This window comes from Streptomyces sp. NPDC005820 (genome assembly GCF_040630255.1).
Classification (GTDB): domain Bacteria; phylum Actinomycetota; class Actinomycetes; order Streptomycetales; family Streptomycetaceae; genus Streptomyces.
Genome location: NZ_JBEXXE010000018.1, coordinates 48003 through 71789, shown reverse-complemented (window position 1 = coordinate 71789; position 23787 = coordinate 48003). Strand labels below are relative to the sequence as shown.

Annotated in this window: 19 protein-coding genes and 1 pseudogene; 9 read left to right on the top strand and 11 right to left on the bottom strand. The window is 71.1% G+C overall.

What is annotated here, in order from left to right:
- Positions 1–39 precede the first annotated feature (39 nt).
- The 4 genes from ABZ464_RS22810 to ABZ464_RS22795 form a co-directional block, all read right to left on the bottom strand.
- Positions 40–1632, bottom strand: coding sequence for a VCBS repeat-containing protein (locus ABZ464_RS22810; protein ID WP_359279462.1), 1593 nt, complete (start codon positions 1630–1632; stop codon positions 40–42).
- Positions 1633–1825: 193 nt separating this feature from the next.
- A complete protein-coding gene (locus ABZ464_RS22805; RefSeq protein ID WP_359279461.1) occupies positions 1826–3349 on the bottom strand; it encodes a VCBS repeat-containing protein in 1524 nt (507 codons plus the stop codon).
- Between the two features lie 292 nt (positions 3350–3641).
- Complete coding sequence (locus ABZ464_RS22800) at positions 3642–4253, bottom strand: Uma2 family endonuclease (protein WP_359279460.1); 612 nt, start codon at positions 4251–4253, stop codon at positions 3642–3644.
- Between the two features lie 92 nt (positions 4254–4345).
- Complete coding sequence (locus ABZ464_RS22795) at positions 4346–4825, bottom strand: ATP-binding protein (RefSeq protein WP_359279459.1); 480 nt, start codon at positions 4823–4825, stop codon at positions 4346–4348.
- Positions 4826–5049: 224 nt separating this feature from the next.
- Between ABZ464_RS22795 and ABZ464_RS22790 the strand changes: the two genes are divergently transcribed.
- The 3 genes from ABZ464_RS22790 to ABZ464_RS22780 all read left to right on the top strand — a co-directional run bounded on the left by ABZ464_RS22790 (position 5050) and on the right by ABZ464_RS22780 (position 7429).
- Complete coding sequence (locus tag ABZ464_RS22790; RefSeq protein WP_359279458.1) at positions 5050–5901, top strand: helix-turn-helix transcriptional regulator; 852 nt, start codon at positions 5050–5052, stop codon at positions 5899–5901.
- Between the two features lie 10 nt (positions 5902–5911).
- The gene (locus tag ABZ464_RS22785) at positions 5912–6094 is read left to right on the top strand and encodes a DUF397 domain-containing protein (protein ID WP_359279457.1); all 183 of its coding nucleotides are present in this window, start codon (positions 5912–5914) and stop codon (positions 6092–6094) included.
- A gap of 276 nt (positions 6095–6370) precedes the next feature.
- Positions 6371–7429 carry a hypothetical protein gene (locus tag ABZ464_RS22780; protein WP_359279456.1) on the top strand — a complete coding sequence of 353 codons (1059 nt, stop codon included), beginning with the start codon at positions 6371–6373 and terminating at the stop codon, positions 7427–7429.
- Positions 7430–7598: 169 nt separating this feature from the next.
- On the opposite strand, the gene ABZ464_RS22775 is transcribed toward ABZ464_RS22780, so the two are convergent.
- Positions 7599–7871, bottom strand: coding sequence for a hypothetical protein (locus ABZ464_RS22775; protein WP_359279455.1), 273 nt, complete (start codon positions 7869–7871; stop codon positions 7599–7601).
- A gap of 106 nt (positions 7872–7977) precedes the next feature.
- Here ABZ464_RS22775 and ABZ464_RS22770 point away from each other — a divergent pair.
- A pseudogene (locus ABZ464_RS22770) lies at positions 7978–8136 on the top strand (transposase); the annotation flags it as partial.
- 187 nt (positions 8137–8323) lie between these two features.
- A complete protein-coding gene (locus ABZ464_RS22765) occupies positions 8324–8926 on the top strand; it encodes an acyltransferase (protein WP_359279454.1) in 603 nt (200 codons plus the stop codon).
- Between the two features lie 125 nt (positions 8927–9051).
- On the opposite strand, the gene ABZ464_RS22760 is transcribed toward ABZ464_RS22765, so the two are convergent.
- Together ABZ464_RS22760 and ABZ464_RS22755 are read right to left on the bottom strand one after the other, a co-directional pair.
- Positions 9052–11190, bottom strand: a complete 2139-nt coding sequence (locus tag ABZ464_RS22760; protein ID WP_359279453.1) for a hypothetical protein — start codon at positions 11188–11190, stop codon at positions 9052–9054.
- Between the two features lie 102 nt (positions 11191–11292).
- On the bottom strand, positions 11293–12894 hold the full coding sequence (locus ABZ464_RS22755; RefSeq protein ID WP_359279452.1) for a glycosyltransferase family 4 protein: 1602 nt from the start codon (positions 12892–12894) through the stop codon (positions 11293–11295).
- Between the two features lie 285 nt (positions 12895–13179).
- Here ABZ464_RS22755 and wecB point away from each other — a divergent pair, with 285 nt between their 5' ends.
- The 4 genes from wecB to ABZ464_RS22735 all read left to right on the top strand — a co-directional run bounded on the left by wecB (position 13180) and on the right by ABZ464_RS22735 (position 18533).
- Positions 13180–14256: a UDP-N-acetylglucosamine 2-epimerase (non-hydrolyzing) gene (gene wecB / locus ABZ464_RS22750; protein WP_359279451.1), complete on the top strand. Its 1077-nt coding sequence runs from the start codon at positions 13180–13182 to the stop codon at positions 14254–14256.
- Between the two features lie 205 nt (positions 14257–14461).
- Positions 14462–15733 (top strand): glycosyl transferase, encoded by a 1272-nt coding sequence (locus tag ABZ464_RS22745; RefSeq protein ID WP_359279549.1) that lies wholly within the window; start codon positions 14462–14464, stop codon positions 15731–15733.
- Positions 15730–17391, top strand: coding sequence for a hypothetical protein (locus ABZ464_RS22740; RefSeq protein WP_359279450.1), 1662 nt, complete (start codon positions 15730–15732; stop codon positions 17389–17391). Before ABZ464_RS22745 ends, ABZ464_RS22740 begins: the two co-directional genes overlap by 4 nt.
- 11 nt (positions 17392–17402) lie before the next feature.
- Positions 17403–18533: an acyltransferase gene (locus tag ABZ464_RS22735; RefSeq protein ID WP_359279449.1), complete on the top strand. Its 1131-nt coding sequence runs from the start codon at positions 17403–17405 to the stop codon at positions 18531–18533.
- Between the two features lie 77 nt (positions 18534–18610).
- On the opposite strand, the gene ABZ464_RS22730 is transcribed toward ABZ464_RS22735, so the two are convergent.
- From ABZ464_RS22730 to ABZ464_RS22715, 4 genes are read right to left on the bottom strand one after another with little or no spacing between them, the layout of a single operon-like run.
- Positions 18611–19894, bottom strand: a complete 1284-nt coding sequence (locus tag ABZ464_RS22730) for a nucleotide sugar dehydrogenase (protein WP_359279448.1) — start codon at positions 19892–19894, stop codon at positions 18611–18613.
- A 9-nt stretch (positions 19895–19903) separates the two neighbouring features.
- The gene (locus tag ABZ464_RS22725) at positions 19904–21547 is read right to left on the bottom strand and encodes a glycosyltransferase (protein ID WP_359279447.1); all 1644 of its coding nucleotides are present in this window, start codon (positions 21545–21547) and stop codon (positions 19904–19906) included.
- Positions 21548–21579: 32 nt separating this feature from the next.
- Positions 21580–22605, bottom strand: a complete 1026-nt coding sequence (locus ABZ464_RS22720; protein ID WP_359279446.1) for a Gfo/Idh/MocA family oxidoreductase — start codon at positions 22603–22605, stop codon at positions 21580–21582.
- Positions 22602–23717, bottom strand: coding sequence for a DegT/DnrJ/EryC1/StrS family aminotransferase (locus ABZ464_RS22715; RefSeq protein ID WP_359279548.1), 1116 nt, complete (start codon positions 23715–23717; stop codon positions 22602–22604). The genes ABZ464_RS22720 and ABZ464_RS22715 overlap by 4 nt, the downstream gene beginning before the upstream one ends.
- Between the last annotated feature and the right edge of the window lie 70 nt (positions 23718–23787).

Genomic DNA, 23787 nt, shown 5'->3' with positions numbered 1-23787 from the left:
GTCCACTCTCCCGTTGGTTCATGTCTGTCTCGGGTCCGGTCATCGGATGGTCGCGCCGAAGGCGACGCCACCCGCGGGAATGCCGCCCTCACCGGGCTTGTACGTCTGGGTGGGCGCGCCGCCCGTGGCCGTGTTCCACGGGTAGCCGTGCACCGCCCGTCCCTCGGCGGGGCCGTAGGGCACGCCCACGTACAGCAGCGAGGGGCTGCTGCCGAGGCCGATGCCCGCGTACGTGCGGGGCGCGGGGCCGGAGGGGATGCCGTTGCCCGGTTCGACGAACGCGTCCGAGGCGCCGGGCGCCCCGATCATCGGGAGGATCTGGACGCCGCCCGCCTCGGGGGCCGCCTCCGTCGACTCCTCACCGGGCACGCCCACCGCGAGGCGCACCGTGGACGCCGTACTCACCACGTTGGTGGTGGTGTTGACGGCCGTGAGCCGCTGGCCGAAGAAGTCGCCGGCCTCGGCCTCCCCCTCGACTCCTTCGATGTTCTGGTCGATCCAGTTGAGCAGCGTCACCGTGCCGTCGGCCTTGATGTGGTAGACGTGCACCGCACCGGCGTCGACGGTGGTGCCGAGGTCCTCGCCGGGGACGCCCACGGCGAGCAGCGAGTCGGTGATGGTGGCCGCTCCGGACGGGCGGTAGGGGGCCATCGCGAGGGCGGCGCCGTACCGGTCGTCGGTCTGGGCGGCGGAGTCCGGTCCCGGGGTGCGGCCCTGGCCCATGCCGAACATGGGGTCGGGGATGCCGTAGGTGTTGATCGACGGCTTGAAGGCCACCACGCCGCCGGCGAAGGCGACGCTTCCGAGGCTCTCTCCGGGGGCGCCGACCACGAAGTGCCGGTCGGTCGCGGAGATCGAGGCGCCGAACCGGTCGTAGGGCTCGGCCTCCTCCCACACGCCGGTGGTGTCCTGGCCCACGGACGCCGCCTGGTAGTCGGTGCCGTACACATAGCCGATCACGCCGATGTCCGCGCCGGCCGCGCCGTCCTCGCCCGGTACGCCGATGACCAGGAAGGGGAAGCCGGTGGGCGAGGTGCCGGCCGCCACCGCGTAGCCCAGCCAGTCGTCCGTCTCGGGGCCGCCGCCCAGGGGCTGGTTCGCGCCCTGGACGAAGCCCCTGCTGTTGAACTCGGAGCCGACCGCCGTCGTGGAGCCGTAGATGACCTGGACGTAGCCCGCGTCCTTGACGGTGCCGACGTCCTCGTAGGGGATGCCGACGGCCAGGTCGCTGCAGCCGTCCTTGTTGGCGTCGTACACCGCAAGCGAGAAGCCGAACTGGTCCCCGGCCTCCGGGGCGTCGGCCACGTTCGTCGTGTCCTGGGAGATCTCGACGACTCCCTTGCCGCCGCCCAGCACGATGTGGACCAGGCCCGCGCGTTCCTTGCCGGACACGGTGGCATCCGGATCGGCTATCGCCGTGTCGCGTACGCCGTCCCCGTTGAAGTCGGACTGGGTGCCGGCGCAGGCGGCCGCCGCGGCGGCCGGTGTTCCTCCGGCGCCGAGTCCCAGCCCGAGCAACGCCGCCACCAGGGCCCCGGCGGTACCGCGCCGCCAGGCCTTCCCGGTGGACGGCATCACTCTGCCGTCCTGCGCGGCGCAGGGCTGCGCCGCCGCATGTCCTTGTGCGGACAAGGGTTTCCTCCCCATTCGCTGCTTGCGTGTGTCGTCAGTGCCCACGGGGCGGCCGGGTCGGACGGCGCCGGCCGGCGCGGAGGCCGGGGACGGCGGGGTCGGACGGCGCGGACGCGCGCATCGTCGGCAAGGGGGCTGACGGACCGTCGGCCGAGCGTGGAGCCCCTTCGGGGCACGTCCGCCCGGCGTCTCGTCAGCGGACGGTCGCCCCGAAGGCGACGTCGCCCGCCGGGATGCCGCCCTCTCCGGGCTTGATCGTCTGGGTCGGGGCCCCGCCGGAGGTCACGCTCCATGGGAAGCCGTAGACCGCGTGGCCGTCGGCCGGGCCGTAGGGCACGCCCACGTACAGCAGGGAAGGGGTGGCGGCCAGGGAGAGGCCGGTCAGCATGCGGGGCGCGGGCGTGGAGGGGATGCCGTAGCCGGGGTCGATCCACTGGTCGGCGGCGCCGGGGGCGCCGACCAGCGGGACGATCTGCACTCCGCCCTTGTCGGCGTGCTCCTCCGAGGACTCGTCGCCGGGCACACCGATGGCGACCTTGGTGGTCGTGGCCGTGGAGGTGGCGTTCGGGGAGGTGTTGACGGCCGCGAGGCGCTTGCCGAAGAGGTCGCCGGCCTCGGCCGCCTCTTCCACGTTCTCGGTGTTCTGGTCGATCCAGGCGAGTTGGCTGAAGGTGCCGCTCGCCGTGAGCCGGAAGACCTGGACCGCGCCCGCGTCGACGGTGGTCAGCAGGTCCTCGTTGGGGACGCCCACCACGAGCAGCGACTCGGTGGTGGAGGTCGCGCCGGAGGGCCGGTACGGGACCATGGCGAGCGCGGCGCCGAACTGGTCGCCGACCTCCTCGGCGCCGCTGATCTCGTCCTGGTCCTGGCCGAGACCGCCGAGCGGCTTCGGGGAGTTGGAGGTCAGCGTGTGGTTGAAGTAGGCCACGCCGCCGGCGAAGGCCACGGTGCCGAGCGCCTCGCCGGGCGTGCCGACCGCGAAGTGGGTCGGGGTGGCGGCGAGGGTGGAGCCGAAGCGGTCGTCCTGCTCGGCGGCGCCCGGCACGGCGCCGGCGGTCTCGGTGTCCTGGTTGACGCCGGCGACGGTCTGCGCGGTGCCGCTGATGTAGTAGAAGGCGCCCGCGTCCTCGCGGGTGCCGATCGACTCGCCGGGGGAACCGATCAGCAGGAACGGCGTACCGGCCGAGGTCTTTCCGGCGGCAACGGCGTAACCGACCCAGTCCTCGGCTTCGGTGGCGCCGCCGAGCGGCTTGTCGGTGCCCTGGAGGAACTCCTTGACGGCCTTGCCCGAGCCCAGCCCGGTCGTGGCGCCGTAGATCACCTGCACGAGCCCGGCGTCAGGAACGGTGCCGAGATCCTCGTAGGGGGTGCCGACCACCAGGTCGCTGCACCCGTCGAGGTCGGCGTCGTAGACGGCCATCGAGTAGCCGTACTGATCGCCCGTCTCGGGGGCGCCCGGAATGTTGTCCGGCGCCTGAGTGACCGTCAAAGTCCCTTTGCCGCCGCCGTATACGACATGCACGGCACCGGCCTTGGCCACTCCGTCGACGGTCGCCTCGGGGTCCGCCACCGCGGTGTCCCTGACGCCGTCGCCGTTGAAGTCCGACTCGACTCCCGACGGGCACGCGACCGCGGCCGCGGCAGGCGTGTCGCCGGTTCCGAGCCCCCAGGTCAGCAATGCCCCTGCCGCGACCGTGACGGCAGCACGCCGCCACACTTTCCCCGTTGTTGACACACTCGCCCCGTATGTAAAGAGAACCTAAACAAGGTCAAGGAATCATCTCTTTGCATGAAGTGCACATGCAATACACCCCAGGGCCTCCAGAACATGACAAGAATCACAGGAGGCGCACACGCAACCCTCAGGGCTCTTCGGGCGTCCGCGCAGGCGGCGGAGCACACCCGACAGAGCCCCGGGGCCGACGACATCCGGATCAGGACGTGCGGAGCAACCTGACCTGCCAGGTTGCCCCGCGGCGGGGGCAACCCGAGCCGCCCCCTCTCCGCCCCTACCTCTGCTCGATCTCCGGGTCCACGTACTCCTCCACGGCGAACTCCGACGTGTCGAGTTCGAAGTCGAAGGGCGCCGGGATCCGCACCGGCCGCCCGAACGGCACATTGGTCCGCGACCGGTATCCCTTGGGAGACGGATCCCACAGGACGTTGATCTCCCCGATCCGCATGTCGAGCAGGAGATACACCGGGACGATCTGCCCGTACGTCGCCATCTTGTCGAGCCAGTCGACGTCCTTGGTGGAGTCGGAGGTCAGCTCGGCGACGAGGGAGAGGGCGGAGGCATCGGCGTGACGGCCGTCGGCCTCGAAGGCGGCTTCGTCAGCGACGTGCAGGTCAGGGCCGCATGCCCGCTCGGAGCCGGGAAAGACGAAGAGGAAGGGAGCGACGTCGACGTCGTGCCCCTCGGGAGCGTGCGGCTCCAGCTGAAGTCGCAGCGACTTCATGACTCGCTTGTAACGCAGCCTCGACCACGGCGACACGACGATCTTCCCCCGGATGAGCTCGGCCCTGTAGCCGACAGGTGTGTCCATCTCCTCGACGATCTGGAGCATCTCCTCGTAGGAGCCGCTCGGCGGGGCGTCTATGGCCCGGGGACGCTCGGTCATGGCGGTCACCACATTCCTCCACTGGTCACAGAGCGTGTCACCTTCACCACGATAGCGCCGGGCCAGAACGGTCGCCCGCCCCTCACCGACACTCACGCCACAGCCGCCCGGTCCGCGGCCGAGGCCCCGACCTCGCACCACAGCAGTTTCCCGCCCCGCCCGAAGCCGTCACCGCCAAGCGGGAAGCCACCCCAGGCCTCGGCGTAATGACAGACGAGGAAGAGACCACGTCCACCGTCCGCCTCCGGCGAGACGAGCCCGGCAGGCCGGGACCGCTTGTCGAAGGGCGGAGGGATGTACGGATCGGCGTCCCAGACACTCACCCGGAGCCGGGTGCGGGCAAGTCCTCGAAGACGGAGAGTCGCGGGGCCGCCGGAGTGGCGGTAGGCGTTGGTGACCAGCTCGGTGGCCACGAGCTCAGCCGAGTCCTGGAGTTGGGACATGCCATGTCCAGCGAGGACGGCTCGAAGAGTCACGCGGGCGATACGGGCGGCACGGGGGTCGCGGGGCAGTTGGAGGGCGTACGCCCAAGTTGGTGACGCTTCGCACTCCGACGGGGATACGGTGACCATGAACGCCTCCTGCGGTGGGGGGTGTTGGTTCGCTCGACGGCCCGGCCGGGCGGTGGCAGTGCCGCGACGCGGTGCGCTTCCGGCCTGTCGGCGGGGCTGGTTGAGCGGTTCGAGACTCACCGTAGACTGCACTCCCTGAAGGTTTTGCAGTATCTAGCAAAAGATTCAGGGATTTGCCTCGCGTGAGTGATCTCCACAACAGGTGTACGGAACGGAGCGAGGACTTGGCACCACGAAGCGTCCCCACGGCCCGCCGCCTCCGCATCGGCATCGAACTGCGCCGCTTGCGGGAAGGGGCAGGCATGACCGCCGCCCAAGCAGCCCGCTCCCTGGGCACCACTCAGGCGCAGGTCAGCAACATCGAGGCCAACCGCTTCGGCATCAGCGCCGAACGCGTACGCACCCTCGCCCACATCTACGACTGCACGGACGAACCCCTCGTCGACGCCCTCGCCGGCATGGCGGCGGATCGAACACGAGGCTGGTGGGAGGAGTACCGCGACACCCTGCCGCCCCGTCTGCTGGACCTCGCCGAACTGGAACACCACGCCACCGCCCTGCGCGTCACCCAAGTCATCAACATCCCCGGCCTGCTCCAGACCCCCGAACACGCCCGCGCGCTGTTCCGCGAAGCGGTTCCCGCTCTGCGCCCGCACGAGATCGAGTTCCGGATCTCCCACCGCATCAAACGCCAGTCCATCCTCCACCGCGAACAACCACCGCCGTACACCGCGATCGTCCACGAAGCAGCCCTGCGCATGCAGTTCGGCGGCCGCGAGGTGGCCAGGACACAGCTGGAATACCTGGCAGAGGTCAGCAAGCAGAGCAACGTCGCCGTCCGCGTGATCCCCTTCAACGGCACGTCATTCCCCACCACGGGACACGCCGTCGACTACTTCCACGGTCCGGTACCGGCACTCGACACCGTGGAGGTCGACACCGCCCATGGCAGCGAACTCGTCGATGCGACAGGTCAGTTGGAGAAGTACCGTCTCGTTCTGGACCGCATGGAGGCAGTCGCCCTGAAACCCGCCGCCTCACGCGACCTGATCCATCACATCACCCAGGACATCTGAGAGACGAGACATGACCGAACCCAACTGGCAGAAATCGTCGTACAGCGAAGAAGGCTCCGCATGCGTCTACCTCGCCACCACCCCCGGCGGAGCACTACTCCTACGCGAAAGCGACGACCCCGGAACCATCCTTATCACCAACAGACACCCGCTCGCCGCATTGATAGCCACCCTGCGAATGCGGAACGGATAAGACCGTGTCCTACGCGGTGAGGCGGAAGAGTCGTCTGCAGCAACACAGGCTGCGGCGAGTCAGTCCGCGGTTGCGCGGGTGACTGTCGCAGAACATGCGAGCCGGACGAAACCTACACAATCAGACACCAAGAATTCGCAAAGTTTCCTTCTCGACTCGGACCTGTCGGGTCATCTCCGCAGCAATCACGTCTGCCACGGGCACGGAAAAGCCGGTCCACTGGAGCGCCGATCGACACGACTGATCCTGCCCGACCAGATCTGGGGGTACCCGACGGTGAGACCCACCCTGCGCATCAAGATGCTGAGCGCGGCCGTAGCTGCCGCGCTCTGCGCGCTGTCCCTCTCCGGTGCGGTGACTGCCGCCCGCGCCGATGCCACACCTGAGGTGGCCACTGCCAACGACGGCGACCTGACCGGTGACGGCCTGCCCGATCTGACCGTGGTGGGCGCCCAGGCAGGCATGCCCAGCGGGCTGTGGCTGGCCTGCGGCACGGCCGACGGGCAGCTCACCACCAGCGTCGCCGACCTGGGCGTGCAGGGCACCGGGACCAACTCGCCCGGCTCCCCTGCGGACTGGGACGGCACCCAGGCCATCACCGGGCACTTCCGATCCGGCGCTGGCTTCAACGATGTCCTCGACTACAACCCCGCCACCGGTCACGGAGTGGTGCTGTTCGGCAGCGGCGACGGCTCGGTGCTGAGCCCTTACAGCGGCTACCAGGTCAACGTCAATGGCACCGTCTTCACCGACCTCACCGGCGTCACCGGCACGCCCGGCAGCAAAGCCACCAGCATCGCCAGCGGCGGCGACCTCTACCACATCCTCAACGGCGAAGCATCCACCGGTTTCCCCGACCTGCTCATGATCGTGGGCGGGCAAGTGTGGGACGAGCCGGGCATGCCCAGCCCCGGCGCGTTCGTCGGCCTCGACAACGCGCTACCGCTGACCAGCACCAACCCCACCGGCTCCGGCGACTGGACCGGCTGGAGCATCACCAGCAGCCTTGTCGACGGGCTGCCCGCACTGTTCGCCCGCAACACAAGCACCGGCGCGCTCTACTACTACACCCCGCAACAACTGCAGGACCTCGCTTACGGCAGCCCCGTCACCCCGCAGCAACTCGCCAGCAGCGGCTACGAGTTCGCGGCCCTGCCGGTTCTGCAGGCCGCCGACCTCAACGGCGACGGCACCCCGGACCTGCGCACCGTCTCCTCCAACGGCGTCAGCACCGCGCGCCTCCTCAACTCGGCCACCGGGACCCTCACCGCACAGACGGCGCAGACTCTGATCGTCCCCGACGGCACCGCCGCCGCCTTCAGCACACACCAGTAGATGGGACTGTAAAACGTTCGGGTCTGTTCCGTAGTCGATGGTGACGGTGAGTGCTCGCCGGTGATCATTGAGCGTGCATGATGCGAACACGCTCGTGGGAACGGTGTTTTCGGGGTTGTCGGCGTTGGTCATCGAGGTACCGGCCCACCCTCGTGGATCCCTACCGCGATCACCTGCGCCGACGCGACTGGAGAACCCGGCCGTCCCCGTCACCCATCTCCTCCAGGAGATCAGGGAACTGGGCTACACCGGCAGCTCGAACTTGCTCGTCCGCTACATCAACCAGGGCCGCGTCGAGGCCGACCGGCCCGCACTTTCGCCCCGGCGCCTCGCCCGCTACTTGCTCACCCGCCCCGACCGCCTCAAAGATCACCAGCGGGAACGCATCGAGGCCGCCCGCACCGCCTGCCACGAGATGACCGCTCTGGCCGACCTCGTCCACCGCTTCGCCGTGCTGCTGGATCCCGCCGACGGCAATGCCGCCCTGCTGAGCGCCTGGATCACCTCGGCCCAGGCCGAGGACCTACCCCACCTGCATGCCTTCACTCGGCCTCGAGAAGGACCGCGCCGCAGTCGACGCCGCTCTCACCCTGCCGCACCACAACGGCGGCACCGAAGGCGTCAACAACAAAACCAAGCTGATCAAGCGCCAGATGTACGGCCGTGCGAGCTTCCCTCTCCTCCGCCACCGCATCCTCCTGGGCTGACCACACCCACCGTCACCACCGACTACGGAACAGACCCGCTCGTTTGACAGACCCATCATTGGCGCGATCCGGGTTCCGCGGAATGGACACCGTCTTCGCGGTTCCAGGTGCCCGAGGCCCAAGGTTTCGGCCAGGTCCGCGGACTCGTATGCTCAGCACCCGAGCAGCAACACCGGAAGGCGAAGCAGTGAACTACAGGGTCCAGCCCAGTGCGCAGGTCGACGAGAGTGCCGAGATCGGCGCGGGCAGCAGTGTCTGGGACCTCGCGCAGATCCGTGAGGGCGCCCGCCTCGGCGAGGGCTGTGTGATCGGCCGGGGCGCGTACGTCGGCTCGGGCGTGCGCATGGGCGACAACTGCAAGCTGCAGAACTACGCGCTGGTCTACGAGCCCGCCGAGCTGGGCAGCGGTGTCTTCATCGGCCCGGCCGTGGTCCTCACCAACGACCACAACCCGCGGTCCGTGGACCCCGACGGCAAGCAGAAGCGCGGCGGCGACTGGGAGGCCGTCGGCGTGAAGATCCTCGACGGCGCCTCGATCGGCGCGCGCTCGGTGTGCGTGGCGCCGATCACCATCGGGCGGTGGGCCATGGTGGCAGCCGGTGCCGTCGTCACCAAGGACGTGCCGGACTTCGCGCTGGTCGTCGGTGTGCCCGCCCGCCGGGTCGGCTGGGTCGGCCGCGCCGGCGTCAAGCTGGTCGAGCACGCCGGGGAGGCCGGGGTGTGGGAGTGCCCGCGGACCGGTGAGCTGTACGACGAGAAGGACGGCGTGCTCGTGGAGCGCGCGCTCTAGGCGTATTGCCCCGCACACGGTCCGCCGCAAGAGGTACGCCGAAGGGGGTTCGGCCAGGTCCCGTGGGATCCGGCCGAACCCCCTTCGACGTACCGTCGTACGTCACCGGCACGGCGCCGGACGCGTCACCCCCGGTCGCCCAGCAGCAGCCTGTCGAAGTCCAGGCCCACCACCGGCCAGTCCCACAGCGCCAGCGCGTGCTTGGCCGCCGGCTCCGCCGCCGCCCGCCGGTTCTCCTCCGAGCCGGTGAGCGCCAGGATCCGCTCCGCGGCCTCCTCCGGCGTCGAGACGACCCAGTCGGCCGGGAAGAGCGTCCGCGGCCCGTTCTCCAGGGCGGCGAAGAACGGCCAGTCGCGGACCACCGGAAGCGCCCCGCTGACCGTGCCCTCGACCAGGCCGCAGTGGAAGCTCTCCCGGACCGAACTGCTGAGGATCACCCCGATCCCGGTGAGCGCCGCCGGCACGTCGTCCGTCTGTCCCACCCGGCGCACGGCACCGGCCGCCTCGAGCTCCGACAGATCCCGCTGGAGCAGGCCGTCGTACGCACGGGCGGCGGCGCTCGCCTTGGGGTTGAAGCTCTCCCCGATGATCACCAGGCGGTAGCGCTCGTCCCGTTCGCGCAGCAGCCGCAGCACCTGAAGCGCCCAGCGCGGGTCCTTGGCCACCGAGTTCACCCCGACCAGGCCCAGGACGAACCGCGGCTCGTCACCGGTCTTCTCCCGCGGGAACGGCGCGAGGTCCATCGCGTTGGCGATGACGTGCGGGGTGGCGGTGCCGGGATCCGCCAGCTGGGGGAGGACCTTCTCCGTCATCTCCCGCAGGTGGTCGCTGACCAGGATCAGATCGTCCACGCGGGTGAAGTCGACCAGATGCGGCCAGTACGAGAACGCCTCGAAGCTGTGCAGCCTGACGACCACGCGCGCGGTGCCCGGGTCGACCGCGGTGAAGAGCGCCGCGGCGTTGGTGCACCAGTCGACGAAGACGGTGTCCGCCCAGTCCAGATGGGGCCGCAGCGCCGCCTCCACCTGGTCGTGGAACGCCTGCTGCCCGCCCAGGGCGTGCTCCGTGATCCGTTTGGTGTTGCGGACCAGGGGGCGCAGGGTCTCGTCCTCGGTGACGTCGAGACAGCGGATCTCGACGCCGGGGTGGTTCTCGTAGCGGTCGAGGATCGCCCGCAGGAAACGGGAGTTCGGGTAGGCGATCAGCAGCCGCAGCGGGCGCCCGGCCGGCGCTGGGGCCGCCGGGAGCGCGCGTCCGCGCGGTGCGGACAGCGCCTGGAACGCGGCACTCGCCCGGAAGACGGCCAGATACCCCTCGGGGTCCTCGGCCAGCGGTGAGGACACGCCGTCGAAGTGCAGACCGCGGTCGAAGGCGAGGGCGAAGGCGGTGGAGAGCTGGTCCGCGGCGGTCGCGAACTCCTTCTTCTTCAGCCGCTGGTCCGCGAGGGTCAGCGCGGCCTTGACGGCCTTCGCGCGCACCGCGGGATCGTCGTGGCCCCGGGCCAGGTCGGCGCGTGCGGCATCCGCCAGCAGGGCCGCGCTGAGCTTGCGGTTGGCGACCCGGGCGGCGGCCTGGTCCAGCACCAGGGTGGCACCGGCCTTGCGACCGCCCTTGGCCATGCTCACGCTCACCCGACGGGCCAGCTTGGCGCGCACGCCGTCCGGCACCCGAGGCGCGTTCACGGCGGTCCGCCACGCCTTGGCCCCGATCGCGGTACGCATCACCGCGGGGGACGAGGCCTTGCGCAGCACCGCGCCCGCGCCGTGCCGCACCCCGCGCCGGGTCGACCGCAGGGTCCCGACGGGGGTCGGGACGGTACGGACGGCGTCCCAGAGCGCGTGGTGCATCGGACGCTCGCTCCGCAGCTGCAGTGCCCTGAGCGCGGGCGCCACGCCGTAGACCGCGTCCGCGCGCCGGTTGTCCTGGGCGAGCCGCCAGACGGCGTACACGCCGGGGGCGTCCAGGGCGACCAGCACCTGCGCCTTGCGCGCCTGGCGGCGGACCCAGGGGTCGCGCTCGGCGCTCGCCCAGGTCCGGCGGGGCGGAGGAAGCTTCGAGACGCGCTTGACGAACGCCTTGCCGCGCGCCGCGGCCGCCTCCGTCAGGGAACGGACGTCGGAGCCGTCGAGTACGCCGTCCACCGCGTCGCTGTCGAAGAGACCGGCCAGCCGCACCGTCGCTCCCGCTGCCCGGAACTGCTCGACAGCGGCCTTGAGCATCGAGTGCGTCGGCGCCGTGCCGGCAATCAGGAGTACTTGGGTCATGCGAGGAGGTCCTCCACCTGTTCTGCGTTCCGTACCGGGGACGGGCACCGCCGTCCTGGCGTCCCGGGCCCCTGGGCCCGGGACGGTCGAGCGCCGGGTCCGTCAGCCCTTGGCCTTCGACGTGGCCGGAGCCTCGGTGCCGGGCAGCAGTCGGCTGTAGATCTCGTCCAGGACCACGGCCTGGGCCTCCCAGGTCCACTGCTCCAGCAGGCCCGGGTCGTCGTAGGCCGTGCGGTAGCGCTGCGGGTCGGCGAGGACGGCCTTGACGGCACGCACGTAGTCCTCGACGTCCTGGGCCTTGAAGACCTCGCCCTGGCCCGTCTTCTCGACCATCTCGGCCATGGTGCGGATGTCGCTGGTCACCAGCGGGAGCTTGGCCTGGGAGTACTCGAAGAACTTGTTGCTCAGGGCCAGTTCGTGGTTGGGCAGGTGGTGCAGCGGGCTGACCGCGGCGTCGGCCGTGGACAGGAACTCGGGCACCTGCCAGTGCGGCACGAAGGGGAGCACGTGGACGCGGTCGCCGACCCCCAGCTCCTCGACCAGCTGCACGATCTTCGCCGTGGCGGGGAACGGCCTGCCCGGCGGGGTGGAGACCAGCGCGACATGGACGTCGGGCAGGTGCAGGAGGCCCTCGATCATGGTCTCCACGCCGCGCACCGGGTTGATGCCGCCGCAGTAGGCGAGGAGCGGGGTGTCCTTGCCCACGCCGCACAGCTCACGCAGGTCCGGGGTGGGGTCGGCGGCGGCCGCCTCCTCCGGGTCCGGCGAGGTGACCGGGGCGTTCAGGACGACGTACGGCGTCTCCTGCAGCTTGTGCGTCTTCACCAGCAGCTCGGCGAGCGTGGGCGAGACGGTGATCACCGCGTCGGAGAACACCGAGTGCTCCTTCTCCCAGGCCACGTGGCCCGGGAGCCAGCGCTCGTGCTGGGAGTGCAGGCCGGGCACGAACTCGTGCGCGTCCCAGACCAGCTTGACGGGGCGTCCGGCGGCCCGGGCGCGGACGGCCGCCCGGGCGCCCACGCCCAGCATGCGGAAGTCGTGCGCGTGGATCAGGTCGGGCTCGAGCTCGTCGATGTGCTTGCCGAAGGCCAGCTCGTAGTCGTAGAGGTAGGGCAGCAGCCTGCGCCAGGAGCGCTCGCCCATCGTCATCTGCCAGAAGCCGGTGAGCGCCTTGTCGAGCGGGGCGTCGAAGTTCGTGCGGTTCTTGCGCGCCCGGCGGGTCGTGCGCGCACGCATCGAGACCCACTTGCTCATCGCCTTCGCGCCGGCCTTGGGCACGATCAGCCGGGCCGGGGAACCACTGGCGCTCGGCCGGCCGGGGCCCTGGGTCTGGGCCTTGGCCGCGTCCGCCCGGAACTTGAGGTCCGCGCGCCAGGCCTTCACCTGCTGCTGGCGGTACTCGGCGACCTGCGTCGAGCGGTAGGCGAGAGGGCTGCGGTACCGCAGACCCTTGCGGTCCTGCCGACGGCGGGCGAGCGGACCGGGCTTGGGCACCAGGCGGACCTCGGCGGCGCCGATGTTCCAGGTCTCGATCTCGCTCGTGGGCGAGATGCCGAAGAGGATGACCTCCCAGCCCGCCTCGGCGGCCGACCGGGCCGTCTTCTGGACGCGGGAGTCGTTCCGAACGCCGTTGTCGACGAGCATCACGATTCGGCCTCGGGAGGCTTTCGATCTGCTCTGCCCGGCGGCGCTGTCGAGCTCCATGAATGTGCCTTTCCTGATCCAAAGCTTCTGGCACGTTGCTGGAGCCCGCACCATTTATGGGGCTCACACACCAGTTCCGTCCACAGCGGGCGTCTCGTGCGTCGCACTCGGGCGCTGTCGGCACGGCCACATAACCCGATAACCCGGCCGCATCAAAGCATACCGTTCGTCAGGCCCCGCACGGCGGACGGGGCCGGGGCCCACAGGTGCGACAAAGGACATCTGCGGCGCGCCCGTATGATCTGAGTTCGGCGTCCATACGTTTATCCGGCGGGAGCAGTACACGTGAAGGTCATCAGTGTCGTGGGGGCGCGGCCCCAATTGGTGAAGCTCGCCCCTATCGCGGCGGCTTTCGCCGAAACGCCCCATGAGCATGTGATTGTGCACACCGGGCAGCACTACGACGCCGACCTGTCCGATGTCTTCTTCTCGGGCCTCGGCATCCCGGACCCCGATGTGCACCTCGGTGTGGGCTCCGGCGGCCACGGCGAGCAGACCGGCGCGGTGCTCGCCGCCATGGACAAGGTCCTGGAGGCGGAGAAGCCCGACTGGGTGCTGGTGTACGGCGACACGAACTCGACCGTGGCCGGCGCCCTCTCGGCGGTGAAGCTGCACTACCGCGTCGCCCACCTCGAGGCGGGTCTGCGCTCGTTCAACCGGCGGATGCCCGAGGAGCACAACCGCGTCCTCACCGACCATGCCGCGGACCTGCTGCTCGCGCCCACCGAGGAGGCGATGCGCCACCTCTCCAACGAGGGTCTGGCCCACCGCTCGACCCTGGTCGGCGACGTCATGGTGGACGTGTGCCTGCGGATCCGCGACGCCGTGCTCGCGGGCGAGCACCCCCGCCCGGTGCTGCCCGAGGGCATCGACGCCGACGCCCCCTACCTGGTGGCGACGCTGCACCGCCCGGACAACACCGACGACCCCGAGCGGCTCGCCGCCATCATCGGGTCGCTGGCCGCTCTGCCGGTCCCCGTGGCCCTGCTGGCGCACCCGCGTCTGGTGGCCCGCGCCGAGCAGCACGGCATCGACCTGAACCAGGGCGCGGTGCGCGCCGGCCGTCCCCTGCCCTACGCCGGGCTGGTGGGCGCCGTCCTCGGCTCGGCGGGTGTCGTCACCGACTCCGGCGGTCTGCAGAAGGAGGCGTTCCTGCTGGGCCGTGCCTGCACCACCGTGCGCCCGGAGACCGAGTGGGTGGAGACGCTGGAGGGCGGCTGGAACGTGCTGGTGCCCGACCCGCACGAGACCCCCGGCTTCGCCGAGCTCGCCACGCGTCCCGCGCCCGAGACCGAGCAGGGCACGCCGTACGGCGACGGGAACGCCGCGGTGCGGGCCGTCCGGGCGATCGTGGAGAGTTGATCCGGCAGACCGTCGTCACCGATCCACCAGCCTCTCGGAGAGCCTTCCCTTGCGAAACGTGATCAAGCGACTGAAGACGCCGGGCACGGGCACGGTCTCGTCGTCCGGCACCAGGACGACGGGGCCCCGGCCCGACGGGATCCGTCCGCACCTGATCTACCTCGCCATCGGCTTCCCGCCGGCGGCGAAGAGCTGTGCGTACCGGATGCGTGAGACGGCGAACAAGTTCGTCGAGCTCGGCTGGGACGTCACGGTGCTCACCATCGCGGAGGAGTCCTGGGAGCGTGAGTACGGTCTCGATCACACCCTCTCCGACGCGGTGGACCGGCGGGTGCGGATCGTCGAGCTCCCCCTCGCCCGCGAGGACCTGGCGACGGACATCCGCGAGTTCACCGAGGACCGGGCGCTGAACCCGACCCGCTGGTCGAAGCTGGAGCGGGAGCGGCACCTCGAGCACTTCCCCGAGCTGGTGTTCGGCGGCTGGCGGCAGGACCTCGAGCAGGGGCTCCTGGACATCCACCGGGAGTTCCCGGCGGACCTGCTGCTGGCGAGCTGCGCGCCGTATGTGAACCTGGCCGCCGCCTGGAAGCTCTGGGAGACCCACAAGGTCCCGTACGCGATCGACTTCCGGGACGGCTGGTCGGTCGACGTCATCGGCGGCGGCGAGGCCTTCACCCGCGACTCCGAGGCGGGTCTCTGGGAGGACCGGGTGCTGGCGGAGGCCGTCGCGGTCTGGTGCGTCAACGACCCGATCGCCGACTTCTACCGGGAGCGCTATCCGCAGCTCGCCGAGCGCGTGCACGTCGTGCGCAACGGGTTCGACCCGGACAGCGTGCCGGCCGCCCACGGCGCTCCGGACGCGCAGGAGGGCCTGACCTTCGGTTACCTGGGCTCGGTGAACTTCAAGCCCGAGTTCCTGGCCACCGTCCTGGACGGCTGGCGGGCCGCCCGGGAACGCGACCCGCTCGTCGCCCGCTCCCGGTTCGAGATCCGGGGGCACATCGGAGCGGGCGCCAGCCGTGAGGCCAACGCCCACATGGCGCTCATCCGGCAGGCCGAGGCCGACGGGGTGATCTTCGGCGGTCCGGTTCCGAAGGCGGAGGTCGCCGCGACCTACGGCCGCTGGGACGCCCTGGTCCTGATGCTGGTCGGCGGACGCTTCGTCACCTCGGGCAAGGTCTACGAGTTCATGGCCTCCGGGCTGCCGGTGGTCTCCGCCCACGAGGTGGACCACGACGCCTCCCACGTCCTGACCGGCCATCCACTGTGGACGGGGGCCTGCGGCCTCGACGTGGAGGGCCTCGCGGACTCGTTCGTCTCCGCGGCCCGTATGGCGGTGGAGGCGACGGCCGAGCGGCGTGCGGAGGCCCGGGCCCATGCCGCCGGGTTCACCCGCGGCCTGCTGATGGCCCCGGCGGCCCGGCAGCTGACCGAGGCCGTCCGCCCGGCGCTCCTCACGGGGAGCGCGCGGGGATGACGACGGTCAAGCAGCGGGTGCTGCGACTGCCGGCGGCCGTGGTCCGCGGCGCCCTGCATCCGAGGGTCCTGCGGACCGGCGCGGGCGCCCGCACCTGGCGGCTCGTGGTGGACGCTCCCGGGCTCCCCGACGCGCTCCGCTCCCGGCTCGCCCGGCGCGTGGGCGGTGGCCTGGCCAAGGCCAACCGGCCCGAGGGCGCGGTGCTGGCGCTGAGCGCCGCCGCCCGCCGTACGACCGATGCCCGCCACCGGGCCGATCTGCTCGGCGAGGCCGCGCGCCTGGACCTCGCGCACGGCCGGGCCCCCCGGGTCCTGACCGCCGCCGTCGCCGCCGAACTCGCGTGCGCCGACACCCGGTGGGCCGCCGGTGAGAGCAAGGCGGCCGCCGCCTCCGCGGTCGCGGCCCTGCAACTCGCCTTCCACCGGGTCCTGCACTTCGACCGGACCACCTCGCCCCTCGCCGAGGACCCGACCGCGTACCTGGAGCCCGTGCACCGCAGCCAGGTCGTCCGCGCCCTGACGAAGGGCGCCGGCCGGGCCGCCGCGCCCGCCGAACCACCGGCCGGACGACCGCTGCGCCTGCTGTTCGTCACCCGGGGCAACGCGAACTTCCTCCAGCAGATCCGGGACCACTACGCGGACCACCCCGAGGTCGAGCTGCGGTCCCTGGACTTCAAGGAGAATCCGGCGCTCGACAAGCTGGCCACCTCCCTCACCCGGCTGGCGGCCCACCGCCTCGGTGGCGAGGAGGAGTTCGACCGGCAGGCCGAGGAACTCCTGCGCCCCCACCTCGACTGGGCGGACACCGTCTTCGTCGACTGGTGCGTCGGCCCCGCCGCGGTGCTCACCTCGGTCGACCCCGGGACCACCCGGATCGTCGTACGGCTGCACAGCGCCGAGACCTTCAGCCCCTGGCCGTTCCTGGTCGACTTCTCCCGGGTCGACGACCTGGTGTTCGTCGGCGCTCACCTGCGGGACCTGACGGTCTCGGTGGTGCCGCAGCTGTCGTCCGCGCGCGCTCCGCGGCTGCATGTCATCGCCAACGCGATGGACCTGGCGGGTCAGGTGCGCCCCAAGACGGAGGACGCCAGGTTCACCCTGGGCCTGACCGGCATCTCGTCGGTGGCCAAGGACCCCCGGTGGGCGATCGAGGTACTGCGGATCCTGCGCGCCGAGGACCCCCGGTACCGGCTCCTCCTGCTCGGTGCGGACGTGGACGCCACGCTCAGCGCCGCGTCCCGCGCCTACGCCCGGCAGTACCGCCGTGACGTGGCCGAGCTCGAACCGTCCGGGGCGCTGCGCAGGCTGGGGCAGCTGGACGACGTCCCCGCCGCGCTGACCGAGGTCGGCGTCATCCTCAGCTCCTCCGTGCGGGAGAGCTTCCACTGCGGGTTCGTCGAGGGCGCCGCCAGCGGGGCCGTACCGGTGGGCCGCGACTGGCCGTTCTTCGCGGGCCGGACCAACGGCGCCCGCACCCTCTTCCCCGCCGGCTGGGTCGTCGCTTCCCCGCAGGAGGCCGCGGCGCGGATCCTCGCGGTCACCGCGACGCGGGAGGGCTGGTCGAAGGCCGGCCGGGCGGCGTCCGCGCACGCGCTGGCGGCCTGGGACTGGCCCGTCGTACGCGAGGAGTTCGACCGCCTCCTGCTCCCCGACCACTGAAGGACCCTTTCTTGACCTCCATACCGGCGCCCGGTCGCGATCGGCTGCCCTCGCTGACCGGGCTCCGCTTCTGGGCGGCCCTCTTGGTCGTCCTGTACCACCTCTCCCGCCAGGTCGGGACCGTCCCGGGCGTCAGTGAGACCGTCTGGTACGGCCGCAGTGGGGTGACGTTCTTCTTCGTCCTGTCGGGTGTCGTGCTCGCCTGGACGTACGACGGCGCGCGGGTCCCCACCCCTGTGTTCCTGTGGCGCCGCTTCGCCCGTATCTGGCCGCTGCTCGCCGTGAGCGTGGCGCTCTCGGTCGCGGTGTGGACTGTCATGAATCATGACATATCCGTCGCGGCGGTGGCCGCGACCCTGCTGGTGGTGCACGCATGGTTCCCCGAGCCGGTCATGTTCACCGGGGGCAACCCGGCGGCCTGGTCACTGAGCGACGAGGCCTTCTTCTATGTGATGTTCCCCGCCCTGCTGGCGCTGCTCGCGGGCCGGCGCGCCAGGACCTGGGCGTGGACGGCGGTCGCCGTCATCTGCGCCGCCCTCGTCCTGTGGCCCGCCACGGCCGGTCTGCCGCAGACCACACGCACCTGGGCGCTCGACTACCTTCCGCTGACCCGTTCCCTCCAGTTCCTGCTGGGGGTGGTGGCCGGCCTCGCGCTCAAGCGCGGCTGGCGGCCTCCCGTGTCCCTGCCGGTGGCCGCCGGGCTCGTCATCGGCTGGCACCTGGTGCTGATCCCCTGGTCGGACGCGGTGCCGGACGCCCTCTGGTACAGCCCCTACTCCGCCTCGCAGTGGCTGTCGGCGCCGATCTTCGCGGCCCTGATCTGCGCGGCGGCCCGCGCCGACCTGGACGGCCGGCGCACCGGGCTGGGCGGGGCGTGGATGATCCGGCTGGGCCACTGGTCCTTCGCCTGGTACCTGCTCCACGAGATCGTGATCCGGGCGGCCCTCTTCCACTGGGGCAAGCCCGCGCCGGGCGGCGGGACGCTGTTGTTCTGGGCCGGTGTGCTGGTCGTCAGCCAGGCCGCCGCGGCCCTCGCCTATCACTGGGTGGAACATCCCGCCGAGCGTTGGCTGCGTCGGCTGGGCCCCTCCGTCCGCCGGCCCCGGCAGCCCGGCTCGCCCTCGGCCGTCAGCGCGCGGTAGCCGCTCCCTCGAAAAGCGTCCGGCCCCTGCCTCGTTCCGTACGAGACAGGGGCCAAAGTCGTGCGTGACGCGATCGCTCAGCCGCCGATGACGACCCGTCGGACACCCTTCCAGGCCTCCGGGTCGGTGGTGCGGCGCCCGTCGACCAGGACCGTGACGTCCGGCAGGTCGGCCGGGGTCAGGGTGCGGTACTCGGCGTGGTCGGCCTGGAGGATCGCCGCGGTGACCTTCTCGCCCGTGTGCGGGGTCAGGCCGTGCGCGGTGAGCTCCTCGTCCGTGTACATCGGGTCCGAGACGAACGGGACCGCGCCGCGCGCCTTGAGGGCCTCGACGGTCGGGAAGACGCCCGAGAACGCCGTCTCCTTCACACCGCCGCGGTAGGCGGCGCCCAGGACGAGGACGTTCACACCGGTCAGGTCGCCGTAGGCGGCCGCCAGCAGGTCCACCGCGTACTCCGGCATCGCCGCGTTCGCCTCACGGGCGGAGCGCACGACCGTCGCGGACGGGTCGTTCCACAGGTACATCCGCGGGTAGATCGGGATGCAGTGGCCGCCGACCGCGATGCCCGGCTGGTGGATGTGGCTGTACGGCTGCGAGTTGCAGGCCTCGATGACCTTCTTGACGTCGATGCCGTTCTGGTCGGCGAACCGCGCGAACTGGTTCGCCAGACCGATGTTGACGTCCCGGTAGGTCGTCTCGGCCAGCTTCGCCAGCTCGGAGGCCTCGGCGGAGCCCAGGTCCCACACCCCGTTGGCCTGCGGCAGGTCGGCGCGCTCGTCGAAGTCGAGGACCTGCTCGTAGAACTCCACACCACGGGCCGTCGACGCCTCGTCGACGCCGCCGACCAGCTTGGGGTAGCGGCGCAGGTCGGCGAAGACCCGGCCGGTGAGGACGCGCTCCGGGGAGAAGACCAGGTGGAAGTCCTCGCCCGCGGTCAGACCCGAGCCCTCGGCGAGCATCGGCGCCCAGCGGGTGCGGGTGGTGCCGACCGGGAGAGTCGTCTCGTACGACACGAGGGTGCCCGGCCGCAGGCCCTGGGCGATCGCCTTGGTCGCCGCGTCCATCCAGCCGAAGTCCGGGGTGCCCTCGGCGTCCACGAACAGCGGGACGACCACGACGACGGCCTCGGACTCGGCGACCGCGGACGCGGTGTCCGTGGTCGCGCTCAGCAGACCGGCGTCGACGGCCTGCTTCAGCTTGACGTCCAGGTCGTACTCACCGGGGAACGGCTCGACACCGGCGTTGACCAGCTCGACGACCTTCTCGTTGACGTCCGCGCCGATGACCCGGTGGCCCTTGGAGGCGAACTGCACCGCCAGCGGGAGCCCGATCTTGCCGAGCGCTACTACACAGATGTTCATGGAGGGTCGCTACTTCTTCCTTTGGGAACGGGACTTCAGTCTCCGCACGAGGGACCCGAGCGCCCGCCGGATCACAGTCCTCTTCGGAGGGTGGAGCTGGGCCGTGTGGACCACGATCCGCTCCTTGGGGTTGACCAGGGCAGACGCCCGGTACAGGTCCTTCTCGGGACCCCACAGCCGGGCCAGCGGCATCGGCAGCCCGGCGCCGCGCACCGGGATCTCGTACGTCGACCCGGCCAGCTCGACATACGCCCGCACCCCCAGCTTGGCGGTGACGAGGTCCAACGGGACACGGGCGTGCAGCACGCTCGCTCCACCGTCCTCGGCCGGCTCGGCCTGCACCGTGCCGACGAGGGGCGGGAGGTCGTGGCCCTCCTTCAGCCGGCGCGCACCCGCCTTGTCCGCCGACTTGGGCATCGCGCCCTTGACCAGCCGCAGCGCGGACCCGCCGACGTCCCCCAGCACCGGTACGCGCACCGACGCCGTGTAGGTGAGCGCCTCGCCCTGCTGCTCCCAGCCGGAGGCCAGCAGCGCGGTGCCCTGGGCGAGCCGGCCCGGGACGGACTCGCCGACCAGCTCGTAGACCCGGTCGGCGAGGCCGATGCGCGGGTCGCGGAAGCCCGGGTAGCGGGCGTAGGCGCGCCCGTCCTCGGCGAGGAACGGGGGCGCCCCGTGCTCCTTCTCCGCGGAGATCGCCTCGGCCAGCTCGTCGATGGCGAGGGCCTGCGCCAGCGCGATCCGCACCCGCCGCTTGACGTCCATGGCGTCGCGCAGACCGTCGGTGAAGTAGACGTCGGCCAGCCGGCCGATGCCCGAGCAGAGCTGCCGCTGCAGATCCCGGTCCAGGGACGGGAAGTCGTCCTGGACCAGCTTGGCCAGCTCCCAGGTGAAGTGCCGGCGCAGCACGGCGTCACGGTCCGGGCCCGCCTCGATCAGCCCGGCCGTGAAGTCCATGATCTCGGCCGTCGCCCGCAGCCGCGCCAGATGGTCCGCGCGGTAGGTGATGTTGCTGGCGTCGCCGCGCTTGACCGCGTAGTAGCAGGTGTAGTCGGCCACCACCGAGATCTTCCGGGCGCGCACGCACGCCTCGATGGTGAACGGCTGGTCGCTGCCCACGGGCAGGTGCTCGGGGAACCGCAGGTGGTACTTCTCCACCATGTCCCGCCGGAACAGCTTGGTGTTGGCCAGCGTGAACGGCAGCGCCGAGTCGTACAGGCTGACGTCCGCGACGCTCTCCTTGTACAGCGCCTGGTGCACGTACCGGCCGTTGGTGCCGACCATCTTGCCGACGACGACGTCCGAATCGTTGGCGTCGGCGCACTTCACCATGCGCTCCAACGCCTCCTCGCCGAGGTAGTCGTCGGAGCCGATGAAGTAGACGTAACGGCCCGAGGCCACGTCCAGCGCACGATTGCTGGGCGCGGCCGGGCCGCCGGAGTTCGGCTGGTGGATCACCTTGACGGTGTCCGGGTACAGCGCCGCGAACCGGTCGAGTTCGCGGCCGCTGTCGTCCGTGGAACCGTCGTCGACGGCGACGATCTCCAGACGCTTACGGCCGATGCTCTGCCCGATCAGGGAGTTCAGGCACTCCGTCAGATAGGGCATCGTGTTGTACACCGCGACGACCACGCTGACGTCAGGCGCAGCACTCATTCTCCGGCTCCAGTTCCCCCGTGGTGTGATGCTCAGCTGCCATGAGTCGCCAGGTCCTCCGCCTGAAGGGAGATGCTGCGGTTCTCCGTGGCCGACTCCAGCAGAGCCGCCGCCACCTGAACCGTACGCATTCCCTGGCGCAGGGTGCAGATGTCGGCGTCCTTGCCGAGCACCGCGTCCCGGAACAGCTCGTGCTCGACGAGGAGCGGCTCGCGCTTGGGGATGGCGTACCGGATCATGTCGCCCTCGGAGACCCCGCGGAAGGCCTGCAGGGCCTCCCACTCGGTGGTGACCGCGGCGTTGGAGTGGAAGGTCAGGTCGGCGGTGAGGGTGTCGGCGATGAAGCAACCGCGCTCGCCGGTCACCGAGGTGAAGCGCTCCTTGAGCGGGCTCAGCCAGTTCACCAGGTGGTTCACCATGGTGCCGTCGTCCAGACGGCCCACCGCGGACACCATGTCCTCGTGGACGCGGCCGCTCTTGGAGACGGTGTGCGCGGCGATGGACACGTACTCGCGTCCGGTCACCCAGCCGGTGAGGTCGATGTCGTGGGTGGCGAGGTCCTTGACCACGCCGACGTCCGCGATGCGGTGCGGGAAGGGGCCCTGACGGCGCGTCACGACCTGGTAGACGTCACCGAGTTCGCCGGCCTCCAGGCGGGCGCGCAGCGAGCGCAGCGCCGGGTTGCAGCGCTCGATGTGGCCGACGCCGGCGACCAGACCGCGCGACTCGAACGCCTCGACGAGGCGGCGGGCGCCGTCCACGGTCTCCGCGACGGGCTTCTCGATGAGCGCGCACACACCGGCCTCGGCGAGCGCCAGACCGACCTGCTCGTGCAGGTGGGTGGGGCAGGCCACGACCGCGTAGTCGACGCCGAGGGCGATGAGCTCCTCGACGGTGTCCAGGATCGGCGCGCCCTGGGCGGCGCCGAACTTGTCGCCCATCGGGTCGACGACGCCGACCAGGTCGACGCCCTCCAGACCGGACAGGACGCGGGCGTGGTGGCGGCCCATGGAACCGAGGCCGACGAGTCCCGCGCGCAGCGGCTTCCCGTTGCTCACAGCTGCTCCCCCAGCGTGTTCACGGCGGCGACGATCCGCTCGAGGTCACCCGCGGACAGCGAGGGGTGGACGGGCAGCGACACGACCTCGGCGGCGGCGCGCTCCGTCTCGGGCAGGTCCCAGGTGCGGCCCGCCTTCTGGTCCGGCTCCCAGTACGGCTTCAGCCGGTGGATGGGGGTCGGGTAGTAGGTGGCGTTGCCGATGCCGGCCTCGGTGAGCTTCGCCATGGCGGCCTCGCGGTCGCCCTGGATGCGCACGGTGTACTGGTGGTAGATGTGCCGGGCGCCCTCGGCGACCTTCGGCGTGACCACGTTCGGCGCGCTGATGTGCTCGGTGAGGTACGCGGCGTTGGCGATGCGCTGCTCGGTCCAGGCGGGGAGCTTGCCGCGCTGGACGCGGCCGATCGCGGCGGAGACGTCCGTCATACGGACGTTGGCGCCGACGATCTCGTTGGCGTAGCGCTGCTCCATGCCCTGGTTGCGCAGCAGGCGCAGGGTGCGGGCGACCTCGGCGTCACCGGTGGAGATCATGCCGCCCTCGAGGCTGTGCATGTTCTTCGTCGGGTAGAAGCTGAAGGTGCCCGCGGCGCCGAAGGCGCCGACCGGGGTGCCGTTCAGGGCGGCGGCGTGGGCCTGGCAGGCGTCCTCGACGACGGCGAGGCCGTGCTGCTCGGCGATCGCCATGATCCGATCCATGGCCGCGGGGTGGCCGTACAGGTGGACCGGCATGATCGCGGCGGTGCGCGGGGTGATGGCCGCCTCGACCGCGGCGGGGTCCAGACAGAAGGTGTCGGCGTCGATGTCGGCGAAGACCACGTCTGCGCCGACCAGTCGAACAGCGTTCGCGGAAGCGGCGAACGAGAACGACGGCACGATCACCTCGTCCCCCGGGCCGAGGCCGAGGGCCATCAGCGACAGGTGAAGGGCGGAGGTGCCGGAGTTGACCGCGACGCAGTGCCGCCCGTCGACCAGCTCCGAGAACTCCTCCTCGAAGGCGGCCACCTCGGGACCCTGGACGACCCGGCCACTGCGCAGAACGCGCACCGCGGCCTCGATCTCGTCCTCGTCGATCACAGGTCTGGCGGCCGGTATGAACTCATGGGCGTCGGTCATCGACATCCCCTCCTCTACGGCGACCTCGAAGGCGCACCACGTCATGCGGTCGGGAAGGGCCATGTCGATG